The sequence below is a fragment of the Hyphomicrobium sp. NDB2Meth4 genome (assembly GCF_900117445.1).
Taxonomy (GTDB): Bacteria; Pseudomonadota; Alphaproteobacteria; order Rhizobiales; family Hyphomicrobiaceae; genus Hyphomicrobium_A.
This window is the reverse complement of record NZ_FPEJ01000013.1, coordinates 854,992-870,305: the sequence shown is the minus strand read 5'-3', so window position 1 is coordinate 870,305 and position 15,314 is coordinate 854,992. Positions and strand designations below refer to the sequence as shown.

Annotated in this window: 15 protein-coding genes; 7 read left to right on the top strand and 8 right to left on the bottom strand. The window is 62.7% G+C overall.

Translation table 11 applies throughout. From position 1 onward, the window contains the following. Positions 1-3: 3 nt before the first annotated feature. Genes NDB2M4_RS19240 through nadE form a run of 3 tightly spaced genes read left to right on the top strand, consistent with a single transcriptional unit; the run spans position 4 to position 2,887 of the window. Positions 4-279 carry an acyl carrier protein gene (locus NDB2M4_RS19240; protein ID WP_072377961.1) on the top strand — a complete coding sequence of 92 codons (276 nt, stop codon included), beginning with the start codon at positions 4-6 and terminating at the stop codon, positions 277-279. Between the two features lie 34 nt (positions 280-313). After that, positions 314-1,867, top strand: coding sequence for a class I adenylate-forming enzyme family protein (locus NDB2M4_RS19235; RefSeq protein WP_072377958.1), 1,554 nt, complete (start codon positions 314-316; stop codon positions 1,865-1,867). Next, a complete protein-coding gene (gene nadE / locus NDB2M4_RS19230) occupies positions 1,868-2,887 on the top strand; it encodes an NAD(+) synthase (protein WP_072377956.1) in 1,020 nt (339 codons plus the stop codon). An 11-nt stretch (positions 2,888-2,898) separates the two neighbouring features. On the opposite strand, the gene glk is transcribed toward nadE, so the two are convergent. From glk to NDB2M4_RS19215, 3 genes are all read right to left on the bottom strand, one after another. After that, positions 2,899-3,846, bottom strand: a complete 948-nt coding sequence (gene glk / locus NDB2M4_RS19225; protein WP_072378358.1) for a glucokinase — start codon at positions 3,844-3,846, stop codon at positions 2,899-2,901. Positions 3,847-4,016: 170 nt separating this feature from the next. After that, positions 4,017-4,919, bottom strand: a complete 903-nt coding sequence (locus tag NDB2M4_RS19220) for a hypothetical protein (RefSeq protein ID WP_072377954.1) — start codon at positions 4,917-4,919, stop codon at positions 4,017-4,019. 184 nt (positions 4,920-5,103) lie between these two features. Further along, entirely contained in the window at positions 5,104-7,251 is a 2,148-nt protein-coding gene (locus NDB2M4_RS19215; RefSeq protein ID WP_072377952.1) for a molybdopterin-containing oxidoreductase family protein, read from the bottom strand. Positions 7,252-7,397: 146 nt separating this feature from the next. Between NDB2M4_RS19215 and NDB2M4_RS19210 the strand changes: the two genes are divergently transcribed. Beyond that, entirely contained in the window at positions 7,398-7,796 is a 399-nt protein-coding gene (locus NDB2M4_RS19210) for a DUF6980 family protein (protein ID WP_072378356.1), read from the top strand. Here the strand turns inward: NDB2M4_RS19210 and NDB2M4_RS19205 are convergent. Beyond that, complete coding sequence (locus tag NDB2M4_RS19205) at positions 7,769-8,833, bottom strand: lysine-2,3-aminomutase-like protein (protein ID WP_072377950.1); 1,065 nt, start codon at positions 8,831-8,833, stop codon at positions 7,769-7,771. The two genes, NDB2M4_RS19210 and NDB2M4_RS19205, sit on opposite strands and share 28 nt — an antisense overlap. 200 nt (positions 8,834-9,033) lie before the next feature. Here NDB2M4_RS19205 and NDB2M4_RS19200 point away from each other — a divergent pair, with 200 nt between their 5' ends. Next, positions 9,034-9,798 carry an outer membrane protein gene (locus NDB2M4_RS19200; protein ID WP_139247384.1) on the top strand — a complete coding sequence of 255 codons (765 nt, stop codon included), beginning with the start codon at positions 9,034-9,036 and terminating at the stop codon, positions 9,796-9,798. A gap of 94 nt (positions 9,799-9,892) precedes the next feature. Here the strand turns inward: NDB2M4_RS19200 and NDB2M4_RS19195 are convergent, their stop codons facing one another. The 3 genes from NDB2M4_RS19195 to epmA all read right to left on the bottom strand — a co-directional run bounded on the left by NDB2M4_RS19195 (position 9,893) and on the right by epmA (position 12,149). Beyond that, on the bottom strand, positions 9,893-10,642 hold the full coding sequence (locus tag NDB2M4_RS19195; RefSeq protein WP_072377947.1) for an SDR family NAD(P)-dependent oxidoreductase: 750 nt from the start codon (positions 10,640-10,642) through the stop codon (positions 9,893-9,895). 121 nt (positions 10,643-10,763) lie between these two features. After that, entirely contained in the window at positions 10,764-11,054 is a 291-nt protein-coding gene (locus tag NDB2M4_RS19190) for an ArsR/SmtB family transcription factor (protein ID WP_171988149.1), read from the bottom strand. Positions 11,055-11,102: 48 nt separating this feature from the next. Next, on the bottom strand, positions 11,103-12,149 hold the full coding sequence (gene epmA / locus NDB2M4_RS19185; protein WP_072377943.1) for an EF-P lysine aminoacylase EpmA: 1,047 nt from the start codon (positions 12,147-12,149) through the stop codon (positions 11,103-11,105). Between the two features lie 180 nt (positions 12,150-12,329). Here epmA and efp point away from each other — a divergent pair, with 180 nt between their 5' ends. After that, the gene (gene efp, locus NDB2M4_RS19180; protein WP_072378354.1) at positions 12,330-12,899 is read left to right on the top strand and encodes an elongation factor P; all 570 of its coding nucleotides are present in this window, start codon (positions 12,330-12,332) and stop codon (positions 12,897-12,899) included. Between the two features lie 27 nt (positions 12,900-12,926). On the opposite strand, the gene NDB2M4_RS19175 is transcribed toward efp, so the two are convergent. Next, positions 12,927-13,403 carry a lysozyme inhibitor LprI family protein gene (locus NDB2M4_RS19175; RefSeq protein WP_171988147.1) on the bottom strand — a complete coding sequence of 159 codons (477 nt, stop codon included), beginning with the start codon at positions 13,401-13,403 and terminating at the stop codon, positions 12,927-12,929. 135 nt (positions 13,404-13,538) lie between these two features. On the opposite strand from NDB2M4_RS19175, the gene NDB2M4_RS19170 reads away from it, so the two are divergent. Next, positions 13,539-15,311 carry an outer membrane beta-barrel protein gene (locus NDB2M4_RS19170; protein ID WP_072377939.1) on the top strand — a complete coding sequence of 591 codons (1,773 nt, stop codon included), beginning with the start codon at positions 13,539-13,541 and terminating at the stop codon, positions 15,309-15,311. The last annotated feature ends 3 nt before the right edge of the window (positions 15,312-15,314 follow it).

Here is a 15,314-nt window from a genome sequence, read left to right as displayed (position 1 = left end):
GGCATGAGCAACCATCTTAAGCAGGCAGTGCGCGAGTTCGTCGAAACGAGCTTTCTTTTTCGTGAAGGTCGCGATGGGCTCGGAGATGATGAATCGCTGTTGGGAGCCGGACTGATCGATTCCACCGGTATTCTGGAACTGGTGTCGTATCTCGAGAGCGAGTTCGGCATCGTCGTTAACGACGAAGAGATCGTGCCGGAGAACCTCGATTCCATCGGCCTGATCACTGCGTATGTGGCGCGCAAGCAATCGGCGCAGCCGTCGGCGCAGGTCGCGTAAAGACGACCGGGGAAACAGGGATAGGGAGTGGGCGATGCGCTTTGAGGAATTCCTGCGCGAGAGCGCAACGCGGTTCCCAGACAAGACGGCGCTGGTCGCACAGGGGCGCAGGGTCACCTACAGCCAGCTCGACGATTTGTCCGATGAGCTGGCGCAGGGCTTGGTGAATCGCGGCGTGGCTCGGGGCGACCGGGTTGTCCTCTTCCTGGACAACTGCGCCGAAGCGGTTGTCTCGATTTTTGCGGTGCTGAAGGCGGGCGCTGTGTTCTGCCCGGTTAATCCTTCGACCAAGGTCGACAAGCTCACGTTCATCCTCAACAACTGCCGCGCCAAGGCGCTGATCACGCAGCAGAGGGGCGTACAAGTAGCCGCGGACGCGGTGGTGGGAGCGCCTTCAGTCTCAGTGACGGTTGTTGCGGATGGCGATGCAGCGCCGTCGCACGCAAACTTCGTGCATTGGGGCGATACGCTGGCCGCTCCGTCGCTGGAGCTGTTGAAGGCAGCGCCCGGCATCGACATCGATTTGGCGATGCTGATCTACACGTCGGGGTCGACCGGGTTCCCCAAGGGCGTGATGATGACCCATCAGAACGTCGTGGCGGCGGCAACGTCGATCACGACGTATCTGGAGAACACCAGCGACGACATCATCCTCAACGTGCTGCCGATAGCGTTCGACTACGGCCTCTATCAGGTGCTGATGGCGGTGAAGATCGGTGCGACGCTGGTGCTGGAGAAGTCGTTCGCGTTCCCGCAGGTGATCCTGCAGCGCGTGGCCGAAGAGAAGGTGACGGGTCTGCCGCTGGTGCCGACGATGGCGGCGATCCTTATCGCTCAGCGCAACCTCGAAGCCGGCGCGCTGCCGCATCTGCGCTACATCACCAATACGGCGGCGGCGCTTCCGCCGTCGCACATCGAGCGGCTGCAGGCGCTGTTCCCGCACGTGGCGCTCTATTCGATGTACGGGCTGACGGAGTGCAAGCGCTGCACGTGGCTGCCGCCGTCCGAGCTGAAGAACCGCATCACTTCGGTCGGGATCGCCATCCCTGGGACGGAAGCCTATGTGGTGGATGACAAAGGCGAGCGCGTTGGGCCGGGCGTTGTGGGCGAACTCGTGATCCGCGGCGCACACGTGATGAAGGGCTACTGGGAGAATCCGGAGGCGACGGCGCAGGCGCTGCGCCCTGGTCCGCATGACTGGGAGCGCGTGCTGCATACGGGCGATCTGTTCCGCGCGGACAAGGAAGGCTTCCTCTATTTCGTCGGGCGCAAGGACGACATCATCAAGTCGCGCGGGGAAAAGGTAGCGCCGAAGGAAGTCGAAAACATCATCTACGCGCTAGAAGGCGTTGCCGAGGTGGCGGTGATCGGGGTGCCCGATCCGATCCTCGGCAGCGCGATCAAGGCGGTGGTGGCACCTGAGCCCGGTGCGCAGCTTGCCGAAGTCGACATCGTGCGCCACTGCGCCCGCTTCTTGGAAGATTTCATGGTGCCGAAGTTCGTCGAGTTCCGTCCCGCTCTGCCGAAGACGGAGTCGGGGAAGATCAGCCGTCGCCTTGTTGCCGAAGCTCAAGCTGGGAACGCCTAGATGCCGTTGTTCGATCCGACCAAAGCGCGCGAGTTCTCTGCCGAGGCGCTGACGCTCGATGCCGATGTCGCCATCGCGCGTATCGCGGAGGGCATTCGCGAGCAGGTGCAGCGGCGCCTGCGCCGGCGCGGGGCGATCGTTGGACTTTCGGGCGGCATCGATTCCAGCGTGACGGCAGCGTTATGCGTGGCGGCACTGGGCGCCGACAACGTGCTGGCGGTGCTGATGCCGGAAAGGGATTCCGATCCCGAGAGTTTGCGGTTGGGGCGGCTCGTTGCGGAAGCCTACGGCATTCGTCATGTGGTCGAAGACATTGCGCCGACCCTGGCAGCATCGGGTTGCTACGAGCGCCGAGATGCGGCGATCCGCGAGATCGTGCCGGAGTACGCCGCGGACTGGAGCTGCAAGGTCGTGCTGTCGAACGCGCTGCACGGAAACAGCTACAGTCTGACGAAGCTCGTGGTGCAGTCGCCATCGGGTGAGCGCCGCGAGATGCGCATGCCGCTGTCGGTGTATCAGGGCATTGTTGCGGCCACGAACATGAAGCAGCGCACACGCAAGCAGCTCGAGTACTATCACGCCGACCGGCTGAACTATGCCGTGTCGGGCACGCCGAACCGGCTGGAGTACGACCAGGGCTTTTTCGTAAAAAACGGTGATGGCGCTGCCGACTTCAAGCCGATTGCGCATCTCTACAAGACGCAAGTTTATCAGCTTGCCGAGGCACTCGGCGTGCCCGCCGAAATCTGCAGCCGCCCGCCGACAACGGACACGTGGTCGCTGGCGCAGACGCAGGAAGAGTTCTACTTCGCGCTGCCCTATCAGCAGATGGACCTTTGCCTCTTCGGCTTGGATAACGGTGTGCCCGTAGTAGATGTTGCGCGCGCAGCCTCGCTAACGGAAGCCCAGGTGTTGCTGGTATGGAAGGACATCGAGGCCAAGCGGCGTGCGACGCGCTATCTGCACGAACCGCCGTTGCTGATCGAAACGCCGGACGAAGCGCGCGCGCTCAGCGCCTAGGTGTGGCGCGCTCAATCGTCGTTGAGTAGGCTGGCAGCTCCGACGAGCGCCGCGTGCGGGCGGGTAATGACATATGTGGGGATCGCCGCGAGATAGTCGCGAAAGCGTCCCTTATCCTCGAAGCGCTCGCGGAACTGCGAGCGCGCAAAAGTGCCGCCGAGCTTCGGCACAATGCCGCCAGCGATGAATACGCCACCTCGCGCGCCCAGAGTGATGGCGAGATTGCCGGCAACGGTGCCGAGCATGGCGCAAAACATATCGACGGCGGAGCCGGCATAGTCGCAGGCGCCCAACGCCCCTGCCTTGGTGATGTCTTCGGCCGTAAGGTCGTCGGGAACTTTTGCGTCGATCTCGCAGAGAGCGCGATAGAGATTGACGAGACCGGGGCCAGAGAGAACGCGCTCGGCTGAGACGTGCCCGAAGCGTTTGCGCAGAGCGCTGAGCACAGCGCTCTCGCGATCGTCTGCGGGAGCCATGGTGACATGACCGCCCTCGCCGGGAACGGCTTTGTAGCGCCCGGCCGCGTAGACGGCCGTGCTCACGCCGAGGCCGGAACCAGGGCCGAGCACGCCCATGGGCGCGTGTTGAATGGGCTCGCCGCCACCGACTTTCAGAACATCCGCGTCCGCAAGATGGGGGAGCGCGAGTGCGTTAGCGTGAAAGTCGTTGATGACTTGCAGATCGCCGATGCCGAGGTGCGTCGCAAGTTCGGTGATCGAGAATTGCCAGGGGTTGTTGGTGAACGACACGCGGTCATCGCGCGGAGTCGTGGCAACGGCGAGAACTGCGCGCTGCGGGGCTGCGCCGTTAACTGCCGAGAGATAGCTCGTGATGGCGTCCGCCATTGTCGGATGATCACGGCAGAGCAGATCGGCGGCGCGGATCAGGCTGCCTTTGGCATCGACCAATGCAAAGCGGGCATTGGTGGCGCCGATGTCTCCGACAAGATAAACGGTCATGAACTCAAATTCGTCACCCGGATGGAGCGCCACGCTAACCTGCAGCGACGAAGGGTCAAGTAGCAAGGGCCACCGTCACGCGATGGATAACTCTTAGACGCGGAGTGGTGTTGCGACGAGGACTAGATTGCTGTGGGCGGCCATTTTGCGATGCAGCGAAAGGCCATTGTCTACGCTGGCGTGCCGCAGAAATACCTATTCAGCACGGAGATGAATTGGGGATGGCCGCCCGCGTGAGCCGTTCCGGACGGACAGATGCAATCGCCACTCGATGTCTGATCAGCTGGCGCACTAACCTTGCAGATCGGTGTTGACGCCTTGGTGGCGAGCTTCGGGAACACGGGGAGATAGTTCTCCGGATCGTCGCGGCGGTTGCGGTCGATGAGCGACTTGTTGGGATCGTCGCTGAAGTAGACCTTGAGGCCACCGGTGATGGCGTTGTAGTCGCCATCGCCATAATAGCCGCGCGCGAACAGCGAGACGGGAACCTCAAATCTACGGACGAGATATTCAGCGCTCGCAGCGCCGAAGCTCGACTCGTTCAGGTAGCGATAGCCAGCTGAGAGCTTGATGTCGTCGGTGACGTAGTAGCTGGCGTCGAATTGACCGAAGAAGTGCTTGTCGTCGGTCGTCAGCACCTCGAAGCCGTCGGAAAGGGTCGGAACGTCTACGTTCTCATAGCCCGCAAGAGCGGAGAGCGTGAAGCGGCCGAAGTACAGTTCGGCCTCGCCGGCGAGGCGCCAGATGTCGATCGAATCCCACGTATGATAACTGCCGTAGACGCCGAGCAAATAGCTCGACGGATCGCGCGTGAAGAGGTGCAGACCGCCACCGCCCAAGGTTTCGCCGTCGATGGTGCCGATGGCGCCGTCTGCCTGGAGGCCGAGGTAATGTCCGAGTGGCACGCCGAGCGTGCCGAGCGCGATGCCAGCGCCGCTGTCATCGAAGGCGCCGCCTTCAGCACTGATCTTGCCATTGATGCTGGAGACCGCAGGCAGCTCGCCCGCGAGCGCTGTGAGACTGCCGACAGCAGAGACAATTACGGCAACCAGTGTCCGGCTCGTGATCCGCATCGATGTGCCCCAGTCGGTCAGGGGACGCGAAACTCTCACCCGGGAAAAAGCCGTTAGTAATTCGTTAATAGTGTGCGAGTCGGCGGGCGCGCAACCGCAACATGAGGTTGAACCACTCGCGGCGACAAAGAAGGGCGCCGCGGCAGCACCGCGACGCCCCTTGTGTGAGTGTCGGTGGCGGACGTCAGTTGACGCGCGTCACCTCGACGAGATTGTCCGAGTAGGTCGGGGCGCGTCCGATGTTCGACCAAGCGTCGGACGAGATCGAGTTGACCGAACCGTCCGAGCGATTGAGCTGGCGCCAGTAGCCGAGCGTCGCGACGACGATGCCCGGGTTCACGTCGTCAGTGACACGGGCAACGCCTTCAAACGAGCCGCGGTCGTTTGCAACGCGCACCGGATCACCCTCGCGGATCGAGCGCGTGGCAGCGTCCGTTGGCGAGATCATTACGAACTGCTCGCCCTGGATGCGGATCTTGTGCGGCTCGTTGGCGTAGCACGAATTGAGGAACGCGTGGCTCTTGGGAGAGATGATGTTGAGCGGGAAGCGCTTGGCGAGTTCCGGATTGGTTTGCGGAGATTCGCGGACCGGCTGATAGCCGGGGAGCGGATCGAGCAGCGTTCCGTCCTGCTCGCCCTCGTACATGGCGCGGAACGGCGGGGCGACGAAGTTGCGGGCATCGTGCAGCAGCAGTTCGATCTTGCCGGACGGCGTCGGGAACTTGCCCTCCGCGTGCGGTGTGCGGGTGTCGCAAGAGCCGACGTCGATCTTGTAGTAGCCGTGCTGCTTGAAATACTCCATGTCGATGCCGCCCATCTTCGGGTCGGCCCAGTTGATGTAGGCTTCGCACAGCTCAGAGTCGGTCATTTTGAAAACGGGATCGTCGAAGCCCATCTCCGCTGCGAGCAGGCGCCACATATCGCTGGTCGGTTTGCACTCGCCGGGCGGTTCGACAGCCTTTTCGTTGTACGTGAAGTAGAAGTGCCCCCAAGACCACATCATGTCCTCGGCTTCGCCCGCCATCGCGGCGGGGAGGATGATGTCGGCATATTTTGCCGTGTCATTGATGAAGTGCTCAGCGACGACGGTGAAGAGATCCTCGCGTTTCAGCCCCTCGACGATCTTGTTCGTCTCGGGGGATTGGCTGACGGGATTGGTGCAGAAGACGAACAGGCTCTTGATGGGCGGGTCGAGTTTCATCTCGCCGGTGAGCGCTTGGCCGAGACGCAGGTTATTGACGACGCGCGTACCCGGCTTGATGAAATCGGGGCGTGCCGCCTTCACCCAATCGACGGGGAAGTCCCACAGCGGGAGCTGCAGCATGCCACCACCAACGTGACGCCAAGAACCGGCGAGCGCGGGGATGGCGTAGACAGCGCGGGCTGCCTGTGCGCCGCCGGCCGAGCGCTCGATGGCGACGCCGATGCGGATGGCGGAGGGCTGGCTGGTGACGAATTCGCGCGCGAATTTGGCGATGTCCGCAGCTTTGACGCCGGTGACCTCCTCGACGTATTCGGGCGTGAAGTCCGCGGCGCGTTCTTTCAGCTCGGGGAAGCCGTGCACGTAGCTGTCGACGTACTCCTGGTCGACGAGCCCTTGCTGGATCATCGAATTGATGATGCCCATGGCGAGGGCGCCGTCGGTGCCGGGACGCGGGCAGATGTGCCAGTCGGCCGCCTTGGCGGTGCGTGATTTATAGGCGTCGACGACGACGACCTTTGCGCCGCGCTTTTGCGCTTCGAGCACGAACGGCCAGTGGTGCAGGTTGGTCGAAATCGAGTTGCACGCCCAGATGACGATGTAGTTGCAGTGGACGAAGCTCTCGGGATCGACGCCACCTGTCGGCCCGTAAGTGAGAAGCCATGCGGAGGACGAGCCGGACGTGCAGTATGTCTTCTCGTTCACCGTCGAGCCGAGGCGATTGAAGAATGGGTCGCCCGAGTTGATGCCCTGAACGAGACCCATGTTGCCGAGATAGCTTTGCGGCATGATCGCCTGAGCGCCGTACTCGGCGATGATATCGCGCCAGCGGCGGCCGATCTCGGAAATCGCTTCGTCCCAGGTGATGCGTTCGAAGGTGTTGCCGCCGTTGGGACCGGAACCCTTCGGGCCGACGCGGCGCAGCGGATAGAGCACGCGGTCGGGGTTATGGTGGTGGTCGTGAAAGTCCTTCAGCTTCACGCACAGTGTGCCGCGGGTGATGGGGTGGTCCTTGTTGCCCTTGACGTTGACGAGCTTTCCTTCGTCAACTTCGTAGATCATGGCGCAGGTGTCGGGACAGTCGTGCGGGCAGGCGCCGAAAAAGCTTTCCCGCTTCGTCTGCTCGTTCATTCAGGCTTCCTCCCAAGGGTTCCTTTGGCGCCCCGTCTTTCCGCGGGCTATGCCGCGCGGTGACAGTGGTCAACTTTATTGCGACACTTTGGCATCGAAGGGCGCAGAGGGGCAAGGGCATGTTGCCCGGCGTCAAGGGGATGGGGATGAGCGCAGACCTATTTCGTGAGCGGCGGGTGCTTTGGATGCCGCTGGAGGTGCCGTGGCAGCCGCCCACCGCAGCGCTTCGGGTCTGCTGTGAGACGATGGGGGCGGCACTGAGGTTTAGCTGCGATCAGCACGCCGATCCGTTCGAATGCGCCGACGCCCTTATCGTCTACAACGAGATATTCGACGAATACGGGATCCCGGTGCACGACGGCGGGGCGACGTACGTGCTTATAGCGCACTGTCCGTGGTGTGCAGCGAAGCTGCCGGAGAGCCAGCGCGATCGCTGGTTCGATGAGGTCGATGCCGTGGCCGGTGACGATGACCCGACGCCTAAGAGATTTCTCAGCGCGGCGTGGCGCACCGGCGATCAAACGGGCGGGGCGCAATCGGAATAGCGGTGCTCGCCTCCGGTGCGGTCGGTGACGACGAACTCGGTGCTGTCATCTGTCTCGATGTATTGCGGGCCGATTGGGACTTTTCCGTGCGCGCCGGGAATATCGAGGACGTAGGTCGGCAGCGCCAGTCCAGACAGGCGGCCGCGCAGTTGACGCATCAGGTTCTGGCCGTGAGCGATCGTCGTGCGCAGGTGGGCGGTGCCGGGGGCCAAATCTCCGTGGTGGAGATAATAGGGCTTGATGCGCATCTCGACGAATGTGCGCATCAGGGTTTCCAGGGTGTCCACGTCGTCGTTGACGCCTTTGATGAGCACGCTCTGGCTGACGAGGGCGATGCCGCCGTCGATGAGCCGCGCGCATGCTTCGCGCGCGGCAGCTGTCAGTTCACGCGGGTGGTTGGCGTGGAGCGCAATGAAGACCGCCTTCGATGATGCGCGGAGCGCTTCGACGAGTTGCGGGGTGACGCGTTCGGGTGCCACGGCGGGAACGCGCGAGTGCCAGCGCAGAACCTTCACGTGGGAGATTTCGCCGAGCGCTGCAGTGATCTCGGCGACGCGGCGCGGCGATAAAATGAGCGGATCACCCCCGGTGAGGATCACCTCCCAGATCTCAGGGTGCGCGCGGATATAGTCGAGCGCAGATGCGATATCTGCGTCGGAAAGCGCGGTGCTTTTTCCGGGCCCCACCATCTCGCGGCGGAAGCAGAAGCGGCAATAGACCGGGCAGACGCTAACGAGCTTCAGTAGCACGCGATCAGTGTAGCGATGGACGATGCCGCGTACGGGGCTTTTCAGGTCGTCGCCGATGGGATCGTCGTTTTCGGCCGAAAGGCGATCCAGCTCCCGCGCGTCGGGGATGAACTGGCGGGCGATGGGATCGGCTGCATCGGCCGGATCGATGAGTTGCGCCATAGCGGGCGTGATGGCGACTGCGTATTGCTCGCCGACATCGGCAAGGGCTGCTGCGCGGTCCTGCGGGATCAATCCTGCGTCCGCGAGATCGTCGATGGTCGTCAAAGTTCGGCGGAATGCGGTCATGACATCTCCCCGATGTGACGTTTCGGCGTGGGCCGGATCATAGCGTGCCGAGCGGGCAACAGTGGTGGAAGTTCGTTCTGACCGCTGTTGATAGCGGGGACACACGGGGATAACGCGGCGACCGCTTCCACGTTTTCGCGTACCGATGGCGCCATCTGGTGCATGCGTTTCTTCAGTCGGTTGATTACGAGGAGGCGTTTATGCGTCGTCATCTGCTGTCAGTATTCGTTGCGTGCGTTTCTTTGGCCGGCGCTGCCGAACGGGCGCTGAGCGACGGCGCACCTTACGACTATGTTCCCACCTATAGCCCCGCGGCGATGAGCTGGACCGGCTTCTATATCGGTGCGCATTTGGGCGGTACCTGGGGCAGTTCCACCGCCACCGGCAACACCGGTGTCACGCTCGATGATTCCTGGAGCTACTCGCCCAGCGGCCTCGTCGTGGGCGGCACGCTTGGCTACAACTGGCAGCTCGGTCCGGTGATCTACGGCATTGAGGGCGACCTCGGCAATCTCGGCCTTGCCGGGACCGGCGGATATTACGTTCCGTTCGGCTATGACGCGTCGACGACGACGGACGCCGACTTCTACATGACCATCCGCGGGCGTCTCGGCGTGTTGATGAACGGCTGGATGCTCTATTTCACCGGCGGCTATCTGGGTGCCGACACGACGGTTTCGGTGCTGGAGGCGTGCGACGTCTTCTGCGCGACGCCGACGGTGAGTGCATCAAACTCTTCGTTCCGCAATGGCTGGACGATCGGAGGCGGTTTGGAGATTGCCATCGACGGCGCTTCGGCGTGGACCGCGAAAGTCGAATATCTCTACTACGACCTCGGGTCGATCTCGCTGACGACGCCGTCCGGCGGCAGCATCGGCTCCAATAGCTGGAGCGTCGACACGGACGGGAGCCTCGTGCGTGCGGGTATCAACTACCGCTTCGGCGGGGTGAAGTTCGGACAATAGATTTCGCCCTCGGCTTGTTCTTGTGAGGGCAGGCGAGCCGATCGGGAGTGTAGCAGGTGGTCCGCCATTGTGCCGGCCACCTGCTCTTCGTTGCTCAGCGATAGCCGCCGGCTGCCGCAAGGCGCTCGCCGGTCACCCAACGCGCGGCGTCGGAGGCAAGGAATACAGCGGCCTGGGCGATGTCGTCGGGCTTGCCAACGCGGTTGAGCGGCGTGCGGTCGACGATCTGCTTTTCGAAGTCGCCACCAATGGTGCCGAGCACGTGGGTGCCTTCTGTTTCGATCAGCCCGGGGCTCAGTGAGTTGACGCGGATATTGCGGCGGCCGAGCTCGACGGAAAGAACCTGGGTCAGCGTGTCGAGGGCGCCTTTGGTGGCGGAATAAACGGATGCAGTGGCGACCGGGTTAAAGGCGGCGACGGAGCTGACGTTGATGACTGATCCGCCCTCGGCCGGGAAATGCTTGAGGGCTTCGCGCGTCGTCAAGATCGGGCCGAGGACGTTGATGTTGAAGTGCCGGTGGAACGAGTCTTCGGTGACGTCCTCCAACGGTGCAAAGGCATAGACGCCGGCGTTGTTGACGAGCACGTCGATCTTGCCGAACGCCTGCTTTGCGGCATCGAACAGCGCCTTGACGTCTGCTGCCTTGGAGACGTCCCCGCCGACGGCGACTGCCTTTCCGCCATTGGCAGTGATTTCGGATACGACCTTGTCGGCGCCTTCGCGGCTGGAAGCGTAGTTGACGACTACTGATGCGCCCTCAGCGGCAAACGCTTTGGCGATGGCCGCGCCAATGCCTTTCGACGCTCCCGTTACAACCGCGACCTTGTTCTGCAGCTTGCCCATATGACATCTCCCGTTTTCCGATAGTTAGATAATCGTCTAATTTCGACGATCATCTAAGTATGGGTCCGGAGATATCAAGGGCGGGGATACCAAATCCTTCTGGCGCGCCGCTTGGGGCCGTTCAGATGCTGGACAGACGGCTGAGATAGGCACGCAGGACGGGACGGTTGACGGTCATGCTCATGCACTTGCCGGTGCGGGTGACGTCGATGAGGCCCGCGGTCTCCAGTTCCTTCAGGTGGTGGGAAAGGGTCGCGGCGGTGACGTCGTGCTTGGCATGGAGTGCCACGCACGGAAGTCCGTCCTGCGCGCCGATCTGCTCCAGGATCTGGAAGCGGCGTGGTTCGGCGAGGGCGCGGGCAATGAGCGCAAACTGTTTGTCGCTGAGGGTGATGTCGCGCGGATTGGACATGCGGCAAATATGGCGGTTCGATTGGCAATGTCCAGGAGGGCGGCCGGATCAAGGATCGCGCGGCAGCGGCGTCCAGACCACTTGGTCGATGTTGGTCGCTCCGCTGGCCAGCATAACCAGGCGCTCGAAACCGAGTGCGCATCCGGAGGCGGAGGGCATGTGCGCGAGGGCGGCGATGAAATCGTCGTCGATGGGATAGCGCTCCCCGTAGCGCTGCTGCTTGCGATCCATCTCGTCAGTGAGGCGCTGGCGCTGCAACTCAGGATCGGTCAATTCGCCGAAACCGTTGGCCAGTTCGACGCCGCAGCAATAGAGCTCGAAGCGCTCGGCAAGGCGAGGATCGGTCGACATCGGCCGGGCCAGTGCGGCTTCACTTGCGGGGTAGGCCATGAGCAAGGTTGGCCGTCCGATACCGAGTTTTGGCTCGATGAGAGCAGTCAGCACCTTGGCGAACATGTCGGCCCAGGTGTCGTCTTCGTGCGGACGAACGCCGGCCGCCTCGGCGGCGCTGGCGAGGGCATTGCGATCATTCTCGTTGGGGCAGAGCGTTGCGATGAGGTCGATGCCGGCATGACGCGAAAACGCTTCGGCGACACTCAGGCGCTCGGGTTCGGCGTGGGGATCGCAGGTAATGCCGCGCCAGGAGATGAGTCGGCTTCCGGTCACCTTGGCGGCCGTGCGCAGCAGGGCGATGGCGTCGTCCGTGACTGCGGCTAAGGGAGATCCCGCACGATACCACTCGAGCATCGTGAACTCGGGGGCATGCAGGGCGCCGCGCTCGCCATTACGAAAGACCGGCGCGAAGGCGAAGATGCGTTCCTCGCCGGCTGCGAGAAGCTTCTTGCAGGCGAACTCGGGCGAGGTGTGAAGGTAGAGGGTGCGCTGGGAGAGATCGGGCGCAAGCAACTCGGTGCGGAAGGCACGCAGATGCAGCTCGTTGCCGGGAGACACCTGTAGGCAGCCGGGCTCGATCTCGATGAAGGCCTGCCCTGCAAACCAGTCGCGGACGGCGGCCTTGATGTGGCCTCGGGCTAGGAGGAAGGGGCGGCGGTCGGCGTGGACGCTTCTGGTCCACCATGGCTGGTCGGTGCTCATTGGCCCTTTCTAGAGCAAGTCGCAGGGGTGCCATAGCCGTGGGGGTTGCGGCGGGGCAGCCTCAGGGCCTGCTTGGCCTTTCGCCCCGGAAAGGGTATGAGAGCGCCGAGCTTTCCCCTTTTCGGCCGTTCGCGAGCGCGCCAAAGCGCCGGCGCCGGTCCCCTTTCAATGGAGAAGTCAGTGGCCAAGGTCATCGCCTCATCGGTGCGCAAGGGCAATGTGCTGGATCTGGACGGCAAGCTCGCCGTCGTGATCCACGCCGAGAACATTCATCCCGGCAAGGGCACGCCCGTTACGCATCTTGAGATGCGCCGCATCGGCGACGGCGTAAAGGTGACCGAGCGTTATCGCACGACTGACCAAGTCGAGCGCGCCTACCTCGACGAGAAGGAATACAATTACCTGTTCGAGGACGATACCGGCTACACCTTCATGCATCCTGAGACCTACGATCAGATCACGGTGTCGAAGGACGTCGTCGGTGATCAGGCGCAGTGGCTTCAAGAAGGCATGACGTGCACGCTGTCGCTGCATGAGGGCGTTCCGATCGCGATCGAACTGCCGCAGCGGGTGACGCTGGAGATCGTCGAGGCTGATCCGGTTGTCAAAGGGCAGACTGCATCGTCGTCCTATAAGCCGGCGAAGCTCGCGAACGGCGCACGCATTATGGTGCCGCCGCACATCGGCACCGGCACGCGCGTCGTCATCATGACGGCCGACGGCTCGTACGTCGAACGCGCCAAAGACTAATCGAGGAGCTGGCCTTCTCCGTGTCCATCACTCTCCTTGCGCCATACGGCGCCAGGAGCGGATGAGCAGCGCGCGATCGCCGGTGTGATCGAGTTCGCAGCGCGCGCCTATGATTCCGACAATCGTGCCACCCTCATAGAAGTAGTAAGGCACGCGGCAATCGGCATCGCGCGACGTGAGCCAGATGCGCTGGGCCTTGCGGATGTCTTCCACTGCTTCGGGCTTCATCAGCTTGAGCAGGGCTGCATACTCTTCGTTCAACAACGCATCCCAAGCCTTAGTTTCCTGCTGTGCGCAGGCGACCTCTCCTTGCGTCGACTGACCATCGGGCGTGTTGGTGCAAGCGTCGGCGATGCGCCCGATGCACCCGTGGGCGTCGCGATTGGCACCGTTCTCGGTCTCCACGCAGGCGACGACCTCTTTGAGATCATCGGCGCTGGCAGCAGGGGCTGCGGCGAAGAGGCCAAGCAATACTGCTGCGGCCGAGAAGAATTTTGACGCCACGTTGCGGTCCTCGAGCGATTGACTGGTTGTCTCCAGTCTTAGCGGGCGGAGACTTCCAAATTGTTGAGCGTCGTTCATCGAATCAACTAGCGTCAGCGGCGAGCTAGCAAGATCCATAAAATTGGCGGGGTGAGCATGCCGCGTAGAGACGTCTTGAGGGCGTTGGTTGCGGTGTCGCTGCTGATTCCAGCGACGTGGGCGCAGGCCGACGGTGATCCCGCAGGTTCGGCTGCCGTGGCAGCGCCGTTCTCCTGGACCGGCTTTTATGTCGGTGCGCAACTCGGCGGCCTCGGCGCCTTCAGTGATGTCGATGACCCGCGTGGCTCGTCGATCTTCGGCAATCCCAACGTGGCGACGGGCGCGTTCGCGGGCGGGCAGGTCGGATACAACTATCAGTCGGGAATGGTGGTCTATGGCGTCGAAGCCGACGTTGCCTTTCCGCAGGTAGAAGGCACGAGCACGTGCTCGTCGCTGTCTGGCCAGTTCATCAATTCCAACTGCAAGGTTGGTATCAACGCCTTCGGCAGTCTGACTGGACGCATCGGCTTGGCGCTAGGTCCCGACGGCCAAAGCCTCATTTATGGCAAGGGCGGCGCTGCCTGGTCGTCGGGCGGTGTCAGCATGATCACCAACGACTCCGCGCGAGGTCAGTTCGGCAACCCATTCACCCGCGGGCACTCTGATCTCAACCAATGGGGCTGGACGCTCGGCGCTGGCGCGGAGCAGGCGCTGAGCGGAGGATGGTCGGTCAAGGCCGAGTACGACTATGCGAACTTCGGGAAGCAGACGATCTCGCTGCTGCCGAGCGAGTACATGAGCGGGACGGGTGCCGCCATCGAGGGGGTGCCGGCGCGTGAAGGGCATTTGTCCCAGGACATGCACCTGTTCAAGCTGGGGTTGAACTACCGATTTGGAGGGAATGCGCGGGCACCCGTGGAGCCAGAGTTCGGCTCGCTCAAGGATCAGCCCGTTGCTGCGACGACCCCCTATGGGTTCGAAGTCGGCGGCCGGTACTGGTACAGCTGGGGACGGCACAAGTACGACCTCGGCCAGTATAGGAACGAGCCGGTGCCGAGTTACACGCTGGTGTCGAGGCTCACGTATGACGATTTGACTGCCAACACGGGTGAGGTGACGGGGCGTCTTACAGCTCCATGGAACCTCTTCGCCAAGGGCTTTCTCGGCGGCGGGTCGGTGACCGGCGGTCACATGAACGACGAGGACTTCAACATAGAGGGTGACCGCGACGTATCTCCCGGCGTCAAAGAGCGCATCCCCTACACGAACACGCTGAGCCAGGTTGATGGCAGCATTCCTTGGTACGGCACCGTGGACGTCGGCTACGACTGGTGGCGGACGTCGCGGTACCGCTTCGGTACCTACGCGGGATACAACTATTACGCCGAAAGCTATGACGCTTACGGCGTGCAACAGCTCGCCAACCAGGCCGGGCCGTTCGGAGCCGATGTTGGCGGCTCCCTGCCTGCGACCGGATATCCCGTCATTACGCAGCGCGCGAAGTGGCAATCCGTGCGGCTTGGTGCGACGGCGGAGTTCTATCTCGCTCCCGGCTTGAAGCTCATTGGAGACGCGGCTTACCTGCCGTACGTCTCAGTCAACGCCGTCGATCATCACTACGCCGGTAACTCGGGCATGCTCGCCAGCACCAATCCGCTGGAGGGGCACGGTGTCGGCACGCAACTCGAGGTGATGCTGGCTTATGACGTGACCGACAGGTGGAGCGTCGGTGTCGGCGGCCGTTACTGGGCGATGTGGACGACTGACGCGCAGTCGACGCGGGTGTTCGATTCTTCGAATTCGTTCAAGACGCCGACCAATCCGGCCAACTTGAAGATGGAGACCGAGCGTCTCGGTGTCCTCGGCGAGGTCACTTACAAGTTCGACTAGTGG

What these genes read in the sequence shown, in the direction of transcription:
- NDB2M4_RS19240 (WP_072377961.1), top strand. Translation starts at nt 4, where the DNA reads ATGAGCAACCATCTTAAGCAGGCAGTGCGCGAGTTCGTCGAAACGAGC.
- NDB2M4_RS19235 (WP_072377958.1), top strand. Translation starts at nt 314, where the DNA reads ATGCGCTTTGAGGAATTCCTGCGCGAGAGCGCAACGCGGTTCCCAGAC.
- nadE (WP_072377956.1), top strand. Translation starts at nt 1,868, where the DNA reads ATGCCGTTGTTCGATCCGACCAAAGCGCGCGAGTTCTCTGCCGAGGCG.
- glk (WP_072378358.1), bottom strand. Translation starts at nt 3,846, where the DNA reads ATGACCGTTTATCTTGTCGGAGACATCGGCGCCACCAATGCCCGCTTT.
- NDB2M4_RS19220 (WP_072377954.1), bottom strand. Translation starts at nt 4,919, where the DNA reads ATGCGGATCACGAGCCGGACACTGGTTGCCGTAATTGTCTCTGCTGTC.
- NDB2M4_RS19215 (WP_072377952.1), bottom strand. Translation starts at nt 7,251, where the DNA reads ATGAACGAGCAGACGAAGCGGGAAAGCTTTTTCGGCGCCTGCCCGCAC.
- NDB2M4_RS19210 (WP_072378356.1), top strand. Translation starts at nt 7,398, where the DNA reads ATGAGCGCAGACCTATTTCGTGAGCGGCGGGTGCTTTGGATGCCGCTG.
- NDB2M4_RS19205 (WP_072377950.1), bottom strand. Translation starts at nt 8,833, where the DNA reads ATGACCGCATTCCGCCGAACTTTGACGACCATCGACGATCTCGCGGAC.
- NDB2M4_RS19200 (WP_139247384.1), top strand. Translation starts at nt 9,034, where the DNA reads ATGCGTCGTCATCTGCTGTCAGTATTCGTTGCGTGCGTTTCTTTGGCC.
- NDB2M4_RS19195 (WP_072377947.1), bottom strand. Translation starts at nt 10,642, where the DNA reads ATGGGCAAGCTGCAGAACAAGGTCGCGGTTGTAACGGGAGCGTCGAAA.
- NDB2M4_RS19190 (WP_171988149.1), bottom strand. Translation starts at nt 11,054, where the DNA reads ATGTCCAATCCGCGCGACATCACCCTCAGCGACAAACAGTTTGCGCTC.
- epmA (WP_072377943.1), bottom strand. Translation starts at nt 12,149, where the DNA reads ATGAGCACCGACCAGCCATGGTGGACCAGAAGCGTCCACGCCGACCGC.
- NDB2M4_RS19170 (WP_072377939.1), top strand. Translation starts at nt 13,539, where the DNA reads ATGCCGCGTAGAGACGTCTTGAGGGCGTTGGTTGCGGTGTCGCTGCTG.